General features: G+C 69.9%; 11 protein-coding genes. 9 read left to right on the top strand and 2 right to left on the bottom strand.

The genetic code is table 11. The annotated features are described in order from the left end of the window. Positions 1-67: 67 nt before the first annotated feature. From SSP29_RS00400 to SSP29_RS00365, 8 genes are all read left to right on the top strand, one after another. Positions 68-1,603, top strand: coding sequence for a gamma-aminobutyraldehyde dehydrogenase (locus tag SSP29_RS00400; RefSeq protein WP_089098439.1), 1,536 nt, complete (start codon positions 68-70; stop codon positions 1,601-1,603). Positions 1,604-1,655: 52 nt separating this feature from the next. Next, entirely contained in the window at positions 1,656-2,891 is a 1,236-nt protein-coding gene (locus tag SSP29_RS00395) for a polyamine ABC transporter substrate-binding protein (protein WP_089098438.1), read from the top strand. Positions 2,892-2,896: 5 nt separating this feature from the next. Beyond that, entirely contained in the window at positions 2,897-4,060 is a 1,164-nt protein-coding gene (locus SSP29_RS00390; RefSeq protein ID WP_150133301.1) for an ABC transporter ATP-binding protein, read from the top strand. Then, complete coding sequence (locus tag SSP29_RS00385) at positions 4,060-4,992, top strand: ABC transporter permease (protein ID WP_089098436.1); 933 nt, start codon at positions 4,060-4,062, stop codon at positions 4,990-4,992. Before SSP29_RS00390 ends, SSP29_RS00385 begins: the two co-directional genes overlap by 1 nt. Continuing rightward, positions 4,993-5,793, top strand: coding sequence for an ABC transporter permease (locus tag SSP29_RS00380; RefSeq protein ID WP_089098435.1), 801 nt, complete (start codon positions 4,993-4,995; stop codon positions 5,791-5,793). 39 nt (positions 5,794-5,832) lie between these two features. Continuing rightward, positions 5,833-7,260, top strand: a complete 1,428-nt coding sequence (locus SSP29_RS00375) for an NAD(P)/FAD-dependent oxidoreductase (protein WP_089098434.1) — start codon at positions 5,833-5,835, stop codon at positions 7,258-7,260. A 127-nt stretch (positions 7,261-7,387) separates the two neighbouring features. Continuing rightward, on the top strand, positions 7,388-7,831 hold the full coding sequence (locus SSP29_RS00370) for a hypothetical protein (protein ID WP_089098433.1): 444 nt from the start codon (positions 7,388-7,390) through the stop codon (positions 7,829-7,831). Positions 7,832-8,046: 215 nt separating this feature from the next. After that, the gene (locus SSP29_RS00365; protein ID WP_089098432.1) at positions 8,047-9,822 is read left to right on the top strand and encodes a chitinase; all 1,776 of its coding nucleotides are present in this window, start codon (positions 8,047-8,049) and stop codon (positions 9,820-9,822) included. On the opposite strand, the gene SSP29_RS00360 is transcribed toward SSP29_RS00365, so the two are convergent. Beyond that, complete coding sequence (locus SSP29_RS00360; RefSeq protein WP_245882991.1) at positions 9,761-10,618, bottom strand: phosphatase PAP2 family protein; 858 nt, start codon at positions 10,616-10,618, stop codon at positions 9,761-9,763. The two genes, SSP29_RS00365 and SSP29_RS00360, sit on opposite strands and share 62 nt — an antisense overlap. A gap of 222 nt (positions 10,619-10,840) precedes the next feature. Further along, complete coding sequence (gabT, locus tag SSP29_RS00355; RefSeq protein WP_089098431.1) at positions 10,841-12,175, bottom strand: 4-aminobutyrate--2-oxoglutarate transaminase; 1,335 nt, start codon at positions 12,173-12,175, stop codon at positions 10,841-10,843. 302 nt (positions 12,176-12,477) lie between these two features. Here gabT and SSP29_RS00350 point away from each other — a divergent pair, with 302 nt between their 5' ends. After that, positions 12,478-14,637 (top strand): ATP-binding protein, encoded by a 2,160-nt coding sequence (locus SSP29_RS00350; RefSeq protein ID WP_089098430.1) that lies wholly within the window; start codon positions 12,478-12,480, stop codon positions 14,635-14,637. The last annotated feature ends 23 nt before the right edge of the window (positions 14,638-14,660 follow it).

The raw sequence follows: 14,660 nt of genomic DNA, 5'->3' as shown, positions 1-14,660 counted from the left end.
CAGTCAAATCGAGCTGGAGCTACGCCACCCGCCTCTCGGGACGGGGTGACGGCGGAGGAGAAGCGACATGGACAACCCGGGCACCGCCACCCCGGATACCTTCCCCGCGCAGGAACGGCTCGCGGACGGCGCGCAGTACATCGCGGGACGGTTCGCCAAGGGCACGTCGGGCCGTACGCACGCCGTCGTCGACCCGGCCACCGGCGCGGAGGTGTACACGTACGAGCTGGCCGGCCCGGAGGACGTCGACCGGGCCGTGGCCGCCGCGCGGGACGCGTTTCCGGGCTGGGCCGCCACCACCCCCGGTGACCGGTCGGACGCGCTGCACCGGTTCGCCGCCGTGCTCGCCGACCGCGCCGAGGAGTTCGCCCGCGCCGAGTCCCTCCAGTGCGGCAAGCCGCTGAAGCTCACGCGCGAGTTCGACGTGCCGGGGACCATCGACAACACCGCGTTCTTCGCGGGGGCCGCCCGGCATCTGCAGGGGCAGGCCGCCGCCGAGTACTCCGGTGACCACACGTCCTACATCCGCCGCGAGCCCATCGGTGTCGTCGGCTCCATCGCGCCCTGGAACTATCCGCTCCAGATGGCCGCGTGGAAGATCCTCCCGGCGATCGCCGCCGGCAACACCATCGTGCTCAAGCCGGCCGAGCTGACCCCGCTCACGTCGTTGCTCTTCGCCGAGGCCGCCACGCTCGCCGGGATCCCGGACGGTGTGATCAACATCGTCACCGGGACCGGGAAGGAGGCCGGTGAGCACCTCGTCGGGCACCCCGACGTGGCCATGACCTCCTTCACGGGGTCCACCGGCGTCGGCAAGCGGGTCGCCGAGGTCGCCACCGCGACCGTCAAGCGGCTGCACCTGGAGCTCGGCGGCAAGGCGCCCTTCGTGGTCTTCGACGACGCGGACCTGGAAGCGGCCGTTCACGGGGCCGTGGCCGGGGCGCTCATCAACACCGGGCAGGACTGCACCGCCGCCACGCGCGCGTACGTGCAGCGGCCGCTCTACGAGGCGTTCGTGGCGGGGACGGCCGCCCTGATGGAGACCGTGCGGCTCGGGGAACCGTTCGCTCCCGGTACCGACCTCGGGCCGCTGATCTCGCACGCCCAGCGGGACCGGGTCGCCGGGTTCGTGGAGCGGGCGCGCGGCTACGCGCGCGTGGTGACCGGCGGGGAGGCTCCCGGAGGGGAGCTGAAGAGCGGTGCGTACTACCGGCCGACCCTGGTCGCCGACGCGCCGCAGGACAGCGAGATCGTCCAGTCCGAGATCTTCGGGCCGGTGCTGGTCGTTCTGCCGTTCGACAGTGATGATGAGGGCATCCGGCTGGCCAACGACACCCCGTACGGTCTGGCCGCCTCCGCGTGGACCGGCGGTGTCTACCGGGCCAACCGTGCGACCCGCGAGATCAAGGCGGGGTGCGTGTGGGTCAACGACCACATTCCGATCATCAGCGAGATGCCGCACGGCGGCTACAAGGCGTCCGGCTTCGGCAAGGACATGTCGGCGTACTCGTTCGAGGAGTACACCCAGGTCAAGCACGTTATGTTCGACAATACGGCGGTGGCGCGGAAGGACTGGCACCGCACGATCTTCGGGGACCGATAGTCACAGCTCCGGCCGCTGACCCCGGCCATCTTCCCGAAAGGGCATCAAGCGTATGACGCAGTACGAGCCCGACCGCCTGACACCGGTCGAAGTGGCCGCCATGCGGCGCAGCCTCCGTAATGGCCGGGCCGCCATGACCCGTCGGTCGCTGCTGGGCGGCGCGCTCGCCGTGGGCGGTGCCGGGGCGCTGAGCGCATGCGGCATCCCCGCGGCCGGCAAGTCCCAGGGCGGGGTCTCCGCCGACGACCACTCGGCCATGGAGAAGGTCGTCAACTTCTCCAACTGGCCCGAGTACATCGACGTCGACGACAGCGGGAAGAACCATCCGACGCTGGACGCGTTCCGCAAGCGGACCGGCATCACGGTCAAGTACACCGAGGACATCAACGACAACGACGAGTTCTTCGGCAAGATCCAGCCGCAGCTCGCCGCCGGCCAGGACACCGGCCGTGACCTGATCGTCCTCACCGACTGGCTGGCCGCCCGCATGATCCGGCTCGGCTACGTCCAGAAACTGGACGCGTCGAACCTCCCGCACGCCTTCGCCAACCTGTCGGACCAGTTCCGCAGTCCCGACTGGGACCCGGGCCGCGCCTATTCGTACCCCTGGCAGGGCATCTCGACCGTCATCGCGTACAACAAGAAGGCGCTCGACGGCGTCGAGGTGAAGACGGTCTCCGACCTGCTCGACAACCCCAAGCTCAAGGGCCGTGTCGGCTTCCTGACCGAGATGCGCGACAGCATCGGCATGACCATGCTCGACATGGGCAAGGACCCGGCGAAGTTCACAAACGACGACTACGACGCCGTCATCGCCCGCCTCCAGAAGGCCGTCGACAAGGGCCAGATCCGCCGTTTCACCGGCAACGACTACACGTCCGACCTCTCCAAGGGCGACTTCGCCGCCTGTATCGCCTGGGCCGGCGACATCGTCCAGCTCCAGGCCGACAGTCCGGACGTCGGCTATGTCATCCCCGACAGCGGCTACATGACGTCGACCGACAACATGCTGATCCCCAACAAGGCGCGTCACAAGACGAACGCCGAGCGGCTCATGGACTTCTACTACGAGCTTGAGCCGGCCGCCGAACTCGCCGCCTACATCAACTACGTGAGTCCGGCCGCGGGCGTGCAGCCGTACCTTGCCAAGATCGACAAGTCGGCGGCCAGCAACCCGCTGATCGTTCCCGACAAGGCCATGCAGGCCAGATCCCACGCCTTCCGCTCGCTGAGCTCGAAGGAAGAGACGGCCTACCAGCAGAAGTTCGCGAAGCTCACAGGGGCGTGACGAGAATGACGACAGACAACAGCGGCGACGTCCGCCTCACCGGCATCGGCAAGACCTACGACAACGGCTTCACCGCCGTACACCCGATGGACCTGACGGTGCCGCAGGGTTCCTTCTTCGCCCTCCTCGGTGCCTCCGGCTGCGGCAAGACCACCACCCTGCGGATGATCGCGGGGCTGGAGGAGCCGACCAGCGGCACCGTGCATCTCGGCGACCAGGACGTGACCCATCTGCCGCCGTACAAGAGGCCGGTGAACACGGTCTTCCAGTCGTACGCCCTCTTCCCGCACCTCGACATCTTCGAGAACGTCGCCTTCGGCCTGCGCCGGCGCGGCATCAAGAGCGTGAAGAAGCAGGTGGAGGACATGCTGGAGCTGGTGCAGCTGCAGGAGCAGGCGCGCAAGAAACCGCACCAGCTCTCCGGCGGCCAGCAGCAGCGTGTCGCCGTGGCCCGCGCGCTCATCAACCACCCGAAGGTGCTCCTCCTCGACGAGCCGCTCGGCGCCCTCGACCTCAAGCTGCGCCGTCAGATGCAGCTGGAGCTCAAGCGGATCCAGACCGAGGTCGGCATCACCTTCGTGCACGTCACGCACGACCAGGAGGAGGCCATGACCATGGCCGACACGGTCGCCGTGATGAACGCGGGGCGCGTGGAGCAGCTCGGTTCCCCGGCCGACCTCTACGAGAACCCGAACACCACCTTCGTCGCCAACTTCCTCGGCACCTCGAACCTCATCGAGGCCGAGGTCGACACGAAGAACGGCGACGACATCATCCTGAAGGCCGGCGGCGGGAAGCTGGTGCTGCCCGAGGCGCGATGTTCGGCGCCGACCACGACCGGCGGCAAGGTGCTGGTCGGGGTCCGGCCCGAGAAGATCTCCCTCACGCACGCGGACGACGCGGGCTCCATCCCCGAGGGCCGCAACCGCATCACCGGCAAGGTCGCCGACGCCAGCTTCATCGGCGTCTCCACTCAGTACGTCATCGACAGCCCGGTCTGCGACGAATTCGCGGTGTACGTGCAGAACATCGAGCGCGACGGGCGGCTGGTGCCCGGTGCCGACGTCGTCCTGCACTGGAGCCCGGCCCATACCTTCGGCCTCGACGCCGCGCAGTCCCTGCTTGCTGGGACAGTGGGCTCCGCCGGCACCGAGGAGGAGGCCGCCTGATGGCCACGCTCTCCGAGGCGCCCCCGCCGCTGGCGGCCGCCGAACCCGAGACGAAGAAGGCCCCGCGCAAGCGAGGCAAGTGGACCCCCTACTGGCTGCTGCTGCCCGGCATCCTCTGGCTGGTCGTCTTCTTCGCCCTGCCGATGATCTACCAGGGGTCCACGTCGATCCAGACGGGCTCCCTGGAAGAGGGCTACAAGGTCACCTGGCACTTCGTGACCTACTGGGACGCGCTGAGCGAGTACTGGCCGCAGTTCCTCAGGTCCGTCTTCTACGCGGCCGCCGCGACCGTGCTGTGCCTGCTGCTCGGCTACCCGCTGGCGTATCTCATCGCCTTCCGCGCCGGCCGCTGGCGGAACCTGATCATGATCCTGGTGATCGCGCCGTTCTTCACCAGCTTCCTGATCCGCACCCTGGCCTGGAAGACGATCCTCGCCGACAACGGCCCGGTCGTGCACGTCCTGAACTCGCTGCACATCCTGAGCGTCACCGACTTCCTCGGCTGGACGGCCGGCGACCGGGTGCTGGCCACGCCGCTCGCCGTCGTCTGCGGTCTGACGTACAACTTCCTGCCGTTCATGATCCTGCCGCTCTACACCTCGCTGGAGCGGATCGACGGACGGCTGCACGAGGCGGCCGGCGACCTGTACGCCAAGCCGTGGACGACGTTCCGGAAGGTCACCTTCCCGCTGTCGATGCCGGGCGTGGTCTCCGGCACGCTGCTGACCTTCATCCCGGCGGCCGGTGACTACGTCAACGCCGAACTCCTCGGCTCGACCGACACCCGCATGATCGGAAACGTGATCCAGACGCAGTTCCTGCGGATTCTCGACTACCCGACAGCGGCCGCGCTCTCCTTCATCCTCATGGCCGCGATCCTCGCCATGGTCACCATCTACATTCGCCGGTCCGGGACGGAGGACTTGGTCTAAATGCCCTTCGTCAACTGGCTCAAGAAACGTCTCGTCGTCATCGCGGGACTGCTGACCCTCGGATATCTCCTCCTTCCGAACGTCATCGTCACGGTGTTCTCCTTCAACAAACCGAAGGGGCGCTTCAACTACGAATGGCAGCAGTTCTCGCTCGACGCCTGGAAGCAGCCGTGCGGGGTCGCCGACATGTGCGGCTCGCTCTCCATCAGCCTCCGGATCGCCACCCTGGCGACGATCGGCGCCACCGTGCTCGGCACGATGATCGCCTTCGCGCTGGTCCGCTACCGGTTCCGGGCCCGCGGCGCCGTGAACTCGCTGATCTTCCTGCCGATGGCGATGCCCGAGGTCGTCATGGCGGCCTCGCTGCTCACCCTGTTCCTCAACATGGGCGCCCAGCTGGGCTTCTACACCATCCTCATCGCCCACATCATGTTCTGCCTCAGCTTCGTCGTCACCGCGGTCAAGGCGCGCGTGATGTCGATGGACCCGCGCCTGGAGGAGGCGGCCCGGGACCTCTACGCCGGACCGGTGCAGACGTTCGTCAGGGTCACCCTCCCCATCGCGGCCCCCGGAATCGCGGCGGGCGCACTGCTCTCCTTCGCCCTCTCCTTCGACGATTTCATCATCACCAATTTCAACGCGGGCTCCACCGTCACCTTCCCCATGTTCGTCTGGGGTTCGGCACAGCGCGGCACGCCCGTCCAGATCAATGTCATCGGTACGGCCATGTTCCTGGTCGCCGTACTGTTCGTCCTGGCCTCGATGCTCATCAACAACCGCCGCAACAGGCAAAAGGCATAACCGCATAACCCCTAATTGACTCTGTAGGGAGTTGAAATCATGGCCCCGAGCGCCATGAGCCGTCAGGCAGATTGGACCAAGTCTCTCTCCGAAGCACAGCCGGTCCCGTACTGGCTGGAAGACCCCGGCAAGCCCCACCCCGAGCCCGCGCTGACCGGCGCCGACACCTGCGACCTGCTGGTCGTCGGCGGCGGCTACAGCGGACTGTGGACCGCGCTCAACGCCAAGGAGCGCGATCCCGGGCGCGATGTGGTCCTGCTGGAAGGCCACGAGGTGGGCTGGGCCGCCTCGGGCCGCAACGGCGGCTTCTGCGCCGCGTCCCTCACCCACGGGCTGCCCAACGGCCTCGCCCGCTGGCCCGAGGAGATCCACCGCCTTGAGGAGCTGGGCCGGCGCAACCTCGACGAGATCGAGGCCGCCGTCGCCCGGCACGGCATCGACTGCGAGTTCGAGCGCACCGGCGAGATCGATGTCGCGACCGAGACCTACCAGGCGTGGGAACTGCGCGACTGGCACAAGGAGCTGGAGCAGCGGGGCCTCGCGGACGACCTGGAGTTCCTCGACGCCGACGCGGTGCGCGCACAGGTGAACTCGCCGACCTTCGAGGCGGGCCTGTGGGACCGCCGGGGCGTGGCCATGCTCAACCCGGCCAAGCTCGCCTGGGGCCTCAAGCAGGCCTGCCTCGCGCTGGGCGTGCGGGTGTACGAGCACACTCCCGCCCTCGCCCTGAAGGCCTACGGCGCCGGCATGGCCGTACGCACCCCGTACGGGGCGGTCCGCGCCCGGCAGGTCGCGCTCGCCACCAACATCTTCCCGAGCCTGGTCAAGCGGGTCCGCGCCTACACCGTCCCGGTCTACGACTACGCCCTGATGACCGAGCCGCTCACCGCCGAGCAGCTCGGCGCGATCGGCTGGAAGAACCGGCAGGGCCTCGGCGACTCCGCCAACCAGTTCCACTACTTCCGGCTGTCCGCCGACAACCGCATCCTGTGGGGCGGCTACGACGCCATCCACCACTACGGCGGCCGGGTGCGCCGCGAGTACGACGACCGCCCGGAGACCTACGCCAAGCTCGCCGAGCACTTCTTCACCTGCTTCCCGCAGCTGGAGGGCGCCCGCTTCACGCACGCCTGGGGCGGCGCGATCGACACCTGCTCCCGCTTCTCGGCGTTCTTCGGCACCGCGCACCAGGGGAAGGTGGCGTACGCGGCGGGCTACACCGGCCTCGGCGTCGGTGCCACCCGCTTCGGCGCCGACGTGATGCTGGACCTGCTGTCGGGGGAGGAGACCGAGCGCACCCGCCTGGAGATGGTCCGCAAGAAGCCGCTGCCGTTCCCGCCCGAGCCGTTCGCCTGGACGGGCATCGCCCTCACCAAGTGGTCCCTGGCCCGCGCCGACGCCCACGGCGGCCGCCGCAACCTGTGGCTCAGGGCGATGGACCGGCTGGGTCTCGGCTTCGACAGCTGATCCGGTTTGGCGTGTGATCCAGCTCACTTCGGTACGGTGCTGAAACCCGCGTAATGCCCCCGGAAGACCTCCCTCTCTCCCCGTGACGCGACGCCCGCGTCGACGAGTGAGATGGGGAGGTCTTCTGATGACTGGGGCGGAGACGGCGGTCGAATGGCTGGCATCCGTCGCACCGGATCCCGAGGCCTGCCGCTGGGAATGGGAGCGCAACCCGCTGGGGATCGCGCTGCTGCCCGCCGGCAGGGCCTGGGACGTACTGATCCTGCCGGGCGAGCTCGGCTATCCGACCCTCGACGTGCTCACCCGCGTCCTCGACCAACCGGGGCCCGTCCTGGTCGACTTCGGGGACAGCCGGGTGGGCTTCTTCGTGCCGCCCGGCACGGCCGCCCGGTGGCTCGGCACGGGGATCCGCACGGCGGGGGCCGGAACCTGGATCGTCGTGCCGTATCCCGGGCGGTCGACGCAGGGGGTGCGGTGGCTGGTGGCGCCGGACGGGTCGGGGACGCTGACGGATCCGGGGCTGCTGGAGCTGGCGATGCACGAGGCTGCCGCCGGCTTGGCCGATGACTAGGTGCCGTTCGCGCATCGGTTGTCGGTCGGCTGCGGGTTCGTCGTGGCTGGTCGCGCAGTTCCCCGCGCCCCTGGCGGGGCGCTGTGCTGAGGGCGGTCACAAGGGACCGTAGGTCTTGACAAGCGAATTGGTCTGGACCAAATTGAGCGCGCACCCCACCTCCAATTCCCCCACCACCGGAGGCACTTGTGGTTCGCGCGAGACCTGTTCTCACCATGCTCACGGCCCTGCTGTTGGCCGTACCCGGTATCACCGCGCTCTCGTCGGCCGCCCGTGCGGCCGACGCGGACCTCGCCGTCAACGGCGGATTCGAATCCGGCCTCTCCGGCTGGACCTGCACGGCGGGCAGCGGTACGACGGTCAACTCACCCGTGCACAGCGGGGCTTCCGCGCTGCAGGCGACCCCGGCCGGCAGTGACAACGCCCAGTGCGCGCAGACCGTGACCGTCAAGCCGAGCTCGCAGTACACCCTGTCCGGCTACGTCCGCGGCTCCTACGTCTACCTCGGCGCGAGCGGCACCGGCACCACCGACGTCTCCACCTGGACCCAGTCCGCCCCCGACTGGCAGAAACTCACGACCACCTTCACCACCGGCGCCTCGACGTCCAAGGTCACGATCTACACCCACGGCTGGTACGGCACCGGCGCCTACTACGCCGACGACGTGTCGCTGGTCGGACCGGGCGCCTCCGCGGGCCAGCCGCCGGCCGCGCCCACCGGCCTCACCGCCGGCACGGTCACCTCCTCCAGCGTGGCCCTCTCCTGGATGGCGGCCACCGGCGCCACGAGCTACGCGGTCTACCGGGACGGGACCAAGGTCCAGACGGCCACCGGTACTTCGGCCACCGTGACCGGGCTGTCCCCGTCGACGGCGTACAGCTTCCAGGTCACCGCCGTGAACGACGCCGGCGAGTCCGCGAAGTCGGCCGCGGTGACGGCCACCACGACCGCCGGTTCCTCCGGCGGCTCCACCGGCCTGCCCACGCACGCCCTCGTGGGCTACCTCCACTCCTCCTTCGCCAACGGCTCCGGCTACACCCGGCTCGCCGACGTCCCCGACAGCTGGGACGTCATCGACCTGGCCTTCGGCGAACCGACCTCGGCCACCTCCGGGGACATCCGCTTCAACCGCTGCCCGGTCACCGAGTGCGCGAACGTCGAATCCGACGCCGACTTCAAGGCGGCGATCAAGGCCAAGCAGGCGGCCGGCAAGAAGGTGCTGATATCGATCGGCGGTGCCAACGGCCAGGTGCAGTTGACCACCGCGGCCGCGCGGGACACCTTCGTCTCCTCCGTCTCGAACATCATCGACACCTACGGCCTCGACGGTCTCGACATCGACTTCGAGGGCCACTCGCTCTCCCTGGACGCGAGCGACACGGACTTCAAGAACCCGACGACCCCGGTGATCGTCAACCTCATCTCCGCGCTGAAGACGCTGAAGGCCAAGTACGGGTCGAAGTTCGTGCTGTCGATGGCGCCCGAGACCTTCTTCGTGCAGATGGGCTACCAGTTCTACGGCACCGGCAAGTTCGGCGGCCAGGACCCGCGCTGCGGCGCGTACCTCCCGGTCATCTACGCCCTCCGCGACGACCTGACCCTGCTGCACGTCCAGGACTACAACTCGGGCTCGATCATGGGCCTGGACAACCAGTACCACTCCATGGGCGGCGCCGACTTCCACATCGCCATGACCGACATGCTGCTCACCGGCTTCCCGGTGGCGGGCGACGCCAACAACGTCTTCCCGCCCCTGCGCCCCGACCAGATCGCCATCGGCATGCCGGCGTCGACCAACGCGGGCAACGGCTACGTGGCCCCGTCCGAGGTCACCAAGGCCCTGGACTGCCTGACGAAGAAGACGAACTGCGGCTCGTACGCCACCCACGGCACCTGGCCGTCCCTGCGCGGCCTGATGACCTGGTCGATCAACTGGGACCGGTTCTCGAACTGGGAGTTCCAGAAGAACTTCGACGCGTACTTCGGGTGAGCAGCAGCCCCAGTGACGTCAGCAGGACGGTGGCCAGGCACCAGCTGGCCACCACGTCCAGCGGCCAGTGATAGCCGCGGCGGACCAGGCCGTAGGAGACGCCGAGGACCAGGGCCGCGCAGCCGGCGACGGTGGTCCGGCGGGCGGCGGCGGACGTGAGCCAGGGGAGGAGGAGCAGGGTCGCCGAGCCGTACGCGATCGCCGCCGTCGCCGTGTGGCCGGAGGGGAAGTAGCCGACCGCCGGGGGCACCGCCGGGGTCCCCGGACGGGCGGTCCAGTCCTTGAGCGGCACGATGATCGCCGGGACCAGGGCCATCAGGACGGCGGCGGCCGCGGGCGGCAGCCACCAGCGGTCTGTACCGGTGGCACGGCCGCGCCGGGCGGCGTAACCGATGACGAGCACCAGGACCGGGACCGCGACCTGCGCGTTCCCGAGGTCGGAGAGGAGCTCGGAGAACCGGTCCGGGTGGACGAGTGCGCTGCTCAGGCGGCTGTCCATGCGGAGCAGCGGGCCATGGGCCACGACCTGCCAGGTGATCAGCGCGAAGAGGAGGGCCGGCAGGCCCAGAAGCGCCAGGAGTCCCACGAGGGGAAAGCGAAGGAAGGAGGTCGGCCGCCCCGGAACAGGGGGGGTGGTTCCGAGGCGGCCGTCCGGATCGGAACGCCGCGCGCCCCGGGGGGTTTGGGGCGGGCGACCGTCCGATCGGTGAGGAGATCCGGAGCCGGAGGCCCCGGTTGTGTGCGCGAGGGCACGACCAGGTCGAAGCTGGGGAGGCCCCGGCCTGAAATCGCCCACAGTCCCCTGTGGGCGGGGTGTATCTCTCATCTGGGTAGAACCTACGGCAGGGGCCGGTGCGGCGACAGGCGGAATCGCGTCCCGTCATCCACCTCGCACACCTTCTTCACACGGCCTGACGGGGGCCGCCCCAGCCCCGCACATCACGCCAGGTGGGAGGGTTGGGGCGGTGGTGACACACGGGTTCGAGAACCTTTGTGCGGGCTGAGAGAAGTCTGTGGCTCAGATCCGCGCGAAGGCCTGCTCGATGATGTCCAGGCCCTCGTTGAGGAGGTCCTCGCCGATGACGAGCGGGGGCAGGAAACGGAGCACGTTGCCGTAGGTGCCACAGGTCAGGACCAGCAGTCCCTCCTGGTGGCAGGCCTTGGTGAGGGCCGCGGTGGCCTCCGGGTTCGGCTCCTTGGTGGTGCGGTCCTTGACCAGCTCGATGGCGATCATCGCGCCCCGGCCGCGGACGTCACCGATGACGTCGAACTTCTCGGCCATGGCGGCGAGCCGGGGCTTCATGATCGACTCGATGGCCTTCGCCTTGGCGTTGAGGTCGAGCTCCTTCATGGTCTCGATGGCCCCGAGCGCACCGGCGCAGGCGACCGGGTTGCCGCCGTAGGTGCCACCGAGCCCGCCGGCATGCGCGGCGTCCATGATCTCGGCACGGCCGGTCACGGCGGCGAGCGGGAGACCACCCGCGATGCCCTTGGCGGTGGTGATCAGGTCCGGGACGATCCCCTCGTCCTCGCACGCGAACCACTGACCCGTACGGCAGAACCCGGACTGGATCTCGTCCGCGACGAAGACGATGCCGTTGTCCGCGGCGAACTGGCGGATCGCCGGCAGGAAGCCCTTGGCCGGCTCGATGAAGCCGCCCTCGCCGAGCACCGGCTCGATGATGATCGCGGCGACGTTGTCGGCGCCGACCTGCTTGCTGATCTGGTCGATGGCCTGGGCGGCGGCCTCCGGTCCTGCGTTCTCCGGGCCGGTGAGCCAGCGGTAGGCGTACGCGACCGGAACGCGGTAGACCTCGGGGGCGAACGGACCGAAGCCGTGCTTGTACGGCATGTTCTTGGCGGTGAGCGCCATGGTGAGGTTGGTCCGGCCGTGGTACCCGTGGTCGAACACGACGACGGCCTGGCGCCTGGTGTAGGCACGCGCGATCTTCACGGCGTTCTCGACGGCCTCGGCACCCGAGTTGAACAGCGCGGACTTCTTGGCGTGGTCACCCGGGGTGAGCTCCGCGAGGGCCTCGGCGACCTCCACGTAGCCCTCGTACGGGGTGACCATGAAACAGGTGTGGGTGAAGTCGGCCAGCTGGGCGCTCGCCCGGCGTACGACGGCCTCGGCGGAGGCGCCGACGGAGGTCACGGCGATGCCGGAACCGAAGTCGATGAGGCGGTTGCCGTCGACGTCCTCGATGATGCCGCCGCCCGCGCGCGCGGTGAAGACGGGCAGCACCGAGCCCACACCCTGCGCCACCGCGGCCAGGCGGCGGGACTGCAGTTCCTGCGACTTCGGGCCGGGGATGGCGGTGACGACGCGACGCTCCTGCGGAAGTGCGGTCATGGGGGCTCCCTGATGAGTGGTGCGAACCGATGCGTGCCGGGCGCGTCCCGTCCGGTTGCTCCGGTGGTGCGTTTTCGGACGCTTTCCTTCTTTCTTCGCAGGCTAGGGCCGGGTGTGGGAGGTGGGGATGCTCCATGTGGGCGTTGTCGGGGAGTGCCGTTGTCCTTGATGGACATAGTGCGGGCGGGGTGCCGCTGCCCGGCCGGACGGCTCCTCGGCCGCGTAAGCGGTGAACTCCCCTTGTGGGGGCATTAGATTGGCCGCTGACGGTGGACGCAATGGCTGGTCAGGGAGCGAGAGCGATGGACAGCGACGGGACGTGGGACACGCGGCGTACGCATGCGAATCCTGTGCCGCGTCCGGCGGGGCCACAGGACGCGGAAGCGGTGCCGACCGAGGCGCCCGCGCTGCCGCCACGGCCGACGGCACCGCCGACGGTGCCCCCGCTGCCGGACGGCTCGGCCTTTCTGACCTGGCTGCGCACCCCACGCCCGGAGACGGCACCGGGGGTGTGGCGGTTCGGGTACCGGGCGCGTCCGGCGGAGGAGCCGGTGCGCACGCCGGCCCAGCAGCTGCTGGGCGGAGCGCTGCTCGCCTTCCTCTGCGGCTGGCTCCTGTGCTCCCTGCTGTGGAACGGGTACCTGGGCGACTTCTGGCAGTGGCCCTGGTACGTGCTGGCCCCGAAATCGTGGACGCACGGTACCGGCGGCCTGATCGGGGGGGTGTCCTCCTGGATCTACATCGGCCTCGTCTTCGGTGCCATCTTCCTGGTCCTCGGGAAAATCGGTCACTGGTCCGAACTCTGGCAGCGCTTCGGTCCGCCTGCCTGGGTATCGGCCGTTCCCACCCCTGAGCGGCCGCCCGCCCCCGAGCAGGACCCCGCCGAATTCCTGTATCTCCGCCAGGCCGGGGCCGACGCCGCCGCCGACCGGCTTGCCGGTGAGGCGCGGAGCGGGCTGATGCGGGACGTGGACCACGCCCGGATCGCCCGCGCCTGGCAGGGCGTACGGAGCGGCCGGCACAGCATGGCCACCTTCACCGCCGCCGTGGTCAAGGACGGCGCCGCCGCCTGCCTGCACCCCTCCGGCGAACGCGACCTGCCCGCCCGGCACGCCCGGCACGACCTGGTCACCGGCCAGGTGCGGCTCGGCACGACGGCCGACGACCCGCGCAACCCCTACCAGTACCGGGGCACCGGCCTCGCCCTCGGCCCCGAACTGCTCGGCACCTCGCTGCTCGCCGTCGGCCCGGCCGGCTCCGGCAAGACCGGCTCCCTGGTCCGCCCGCTCGCCGAGTCGCTCTGCCTGCACGCGCTCGCCGGCCGCGCCTCCGTGGTCGTCGTCGGCGCGGCAGGCGCCGGCCTCGGACCCGCCGACGCCTACGACGTCGTCGTCCGCATCGCCCACCCCGAGTCCGTCTACGACCTCGACCTGTACGGCGGCACCACCGACCCCGACGAGGCCGCCGCCATACTCGCCGAGGCCCTCGCCGGCGACCTCGCCGACCCGCACCCCGGCAGCGACAGCCGCCGCTCCACCACCGTCCTCGCCCAGCTGCTCGGCCCGTTCAGGGCGGTCCACGGCCGCTTCCCCTCCGTCCCCGAACTCCGCCAGCTCCTCGACGGCGCCACGGGCCCGCTCGCCGCGCTCCGCGAGGCGCTGACGTCGACCGGCCACGAGTCGCTGCTGCGCGAGCTCGACGCGCGGGAACGCCAGATGGGGCACCCGGGGGACGTCGGCGCGGTCCTGGCCGACCGCATCGCCCTCCTCGACCGCCCGGCCTTCGCGGGCTTCTTCGACACCTCCGGCCAGTCCCGCCCCTTCTCCCTCAAGGCCCTCGACCACCCGGTCCGGGTCCGCATCGACCTGCCCGAGCGCGGCCACGCGGACGCCTCCCGCATCCTGGCCCGCCTGGTGCTCGCCCAGTTCACGGCGAGCGTGACGGTACGGGACGACCGCTCGCTCTTCTCCTGCCTGCTCCTGGACGACGCGACGGGCGTGGTGACACCGGAGGCGGTCCGCGCCATCCAGCGGCTGCGCTCGGCCAACGCGGGCGTGGCGCTGACCCTGCGCACCCTGGACGACGTACCCCGCCCGCTCCGCGGTCCCCTGCTCGGCGCCACCGGCTGCCGGATGGCCTTCGCCGGACTCACCCCCTGGGACGGCCAGGACTTCGCGGAGGTCTGGGGCAAGGAGTGGACCGAGACCCGGGACGTCACCGACCGCCAGATCATCGCGGAGACCCCGGCGGGCAAGGCGCTGCACGTCGTACGCCGGGTGATCACCGGCAAGGCGCCCACCGCGCGGGCGGTCACCGTCCGGCAGGTGGAGCGGGAGCGCTGGTCGGCGTCCGAGCTGGCGCACGGGGTGCCGGCGGGGTACGCGGTCCTCTCGCTGACGACCGTCAAGGGCGAGCACGCGCCGCCGCTGCTGGTGGACCTGAGGGGCGACGGCCGGCTCTGAACGCGGGGGTACACGCGACCGTA

This window comes from Streptomyces hyaluromycini (genome assembly GCF_002217755.1).
Taxonomy (GTDB): Bacteria; Actinomycetota; Actinomycetes; order Streptomycetales; family Streptomycetaceae; genus Streptomyces; species Streptomyces hyaluromycini.
Note: the sequence above shows the minus strand (reverse complement) of the source record. Positions and strands in the feature narration are given on the sequence as shown.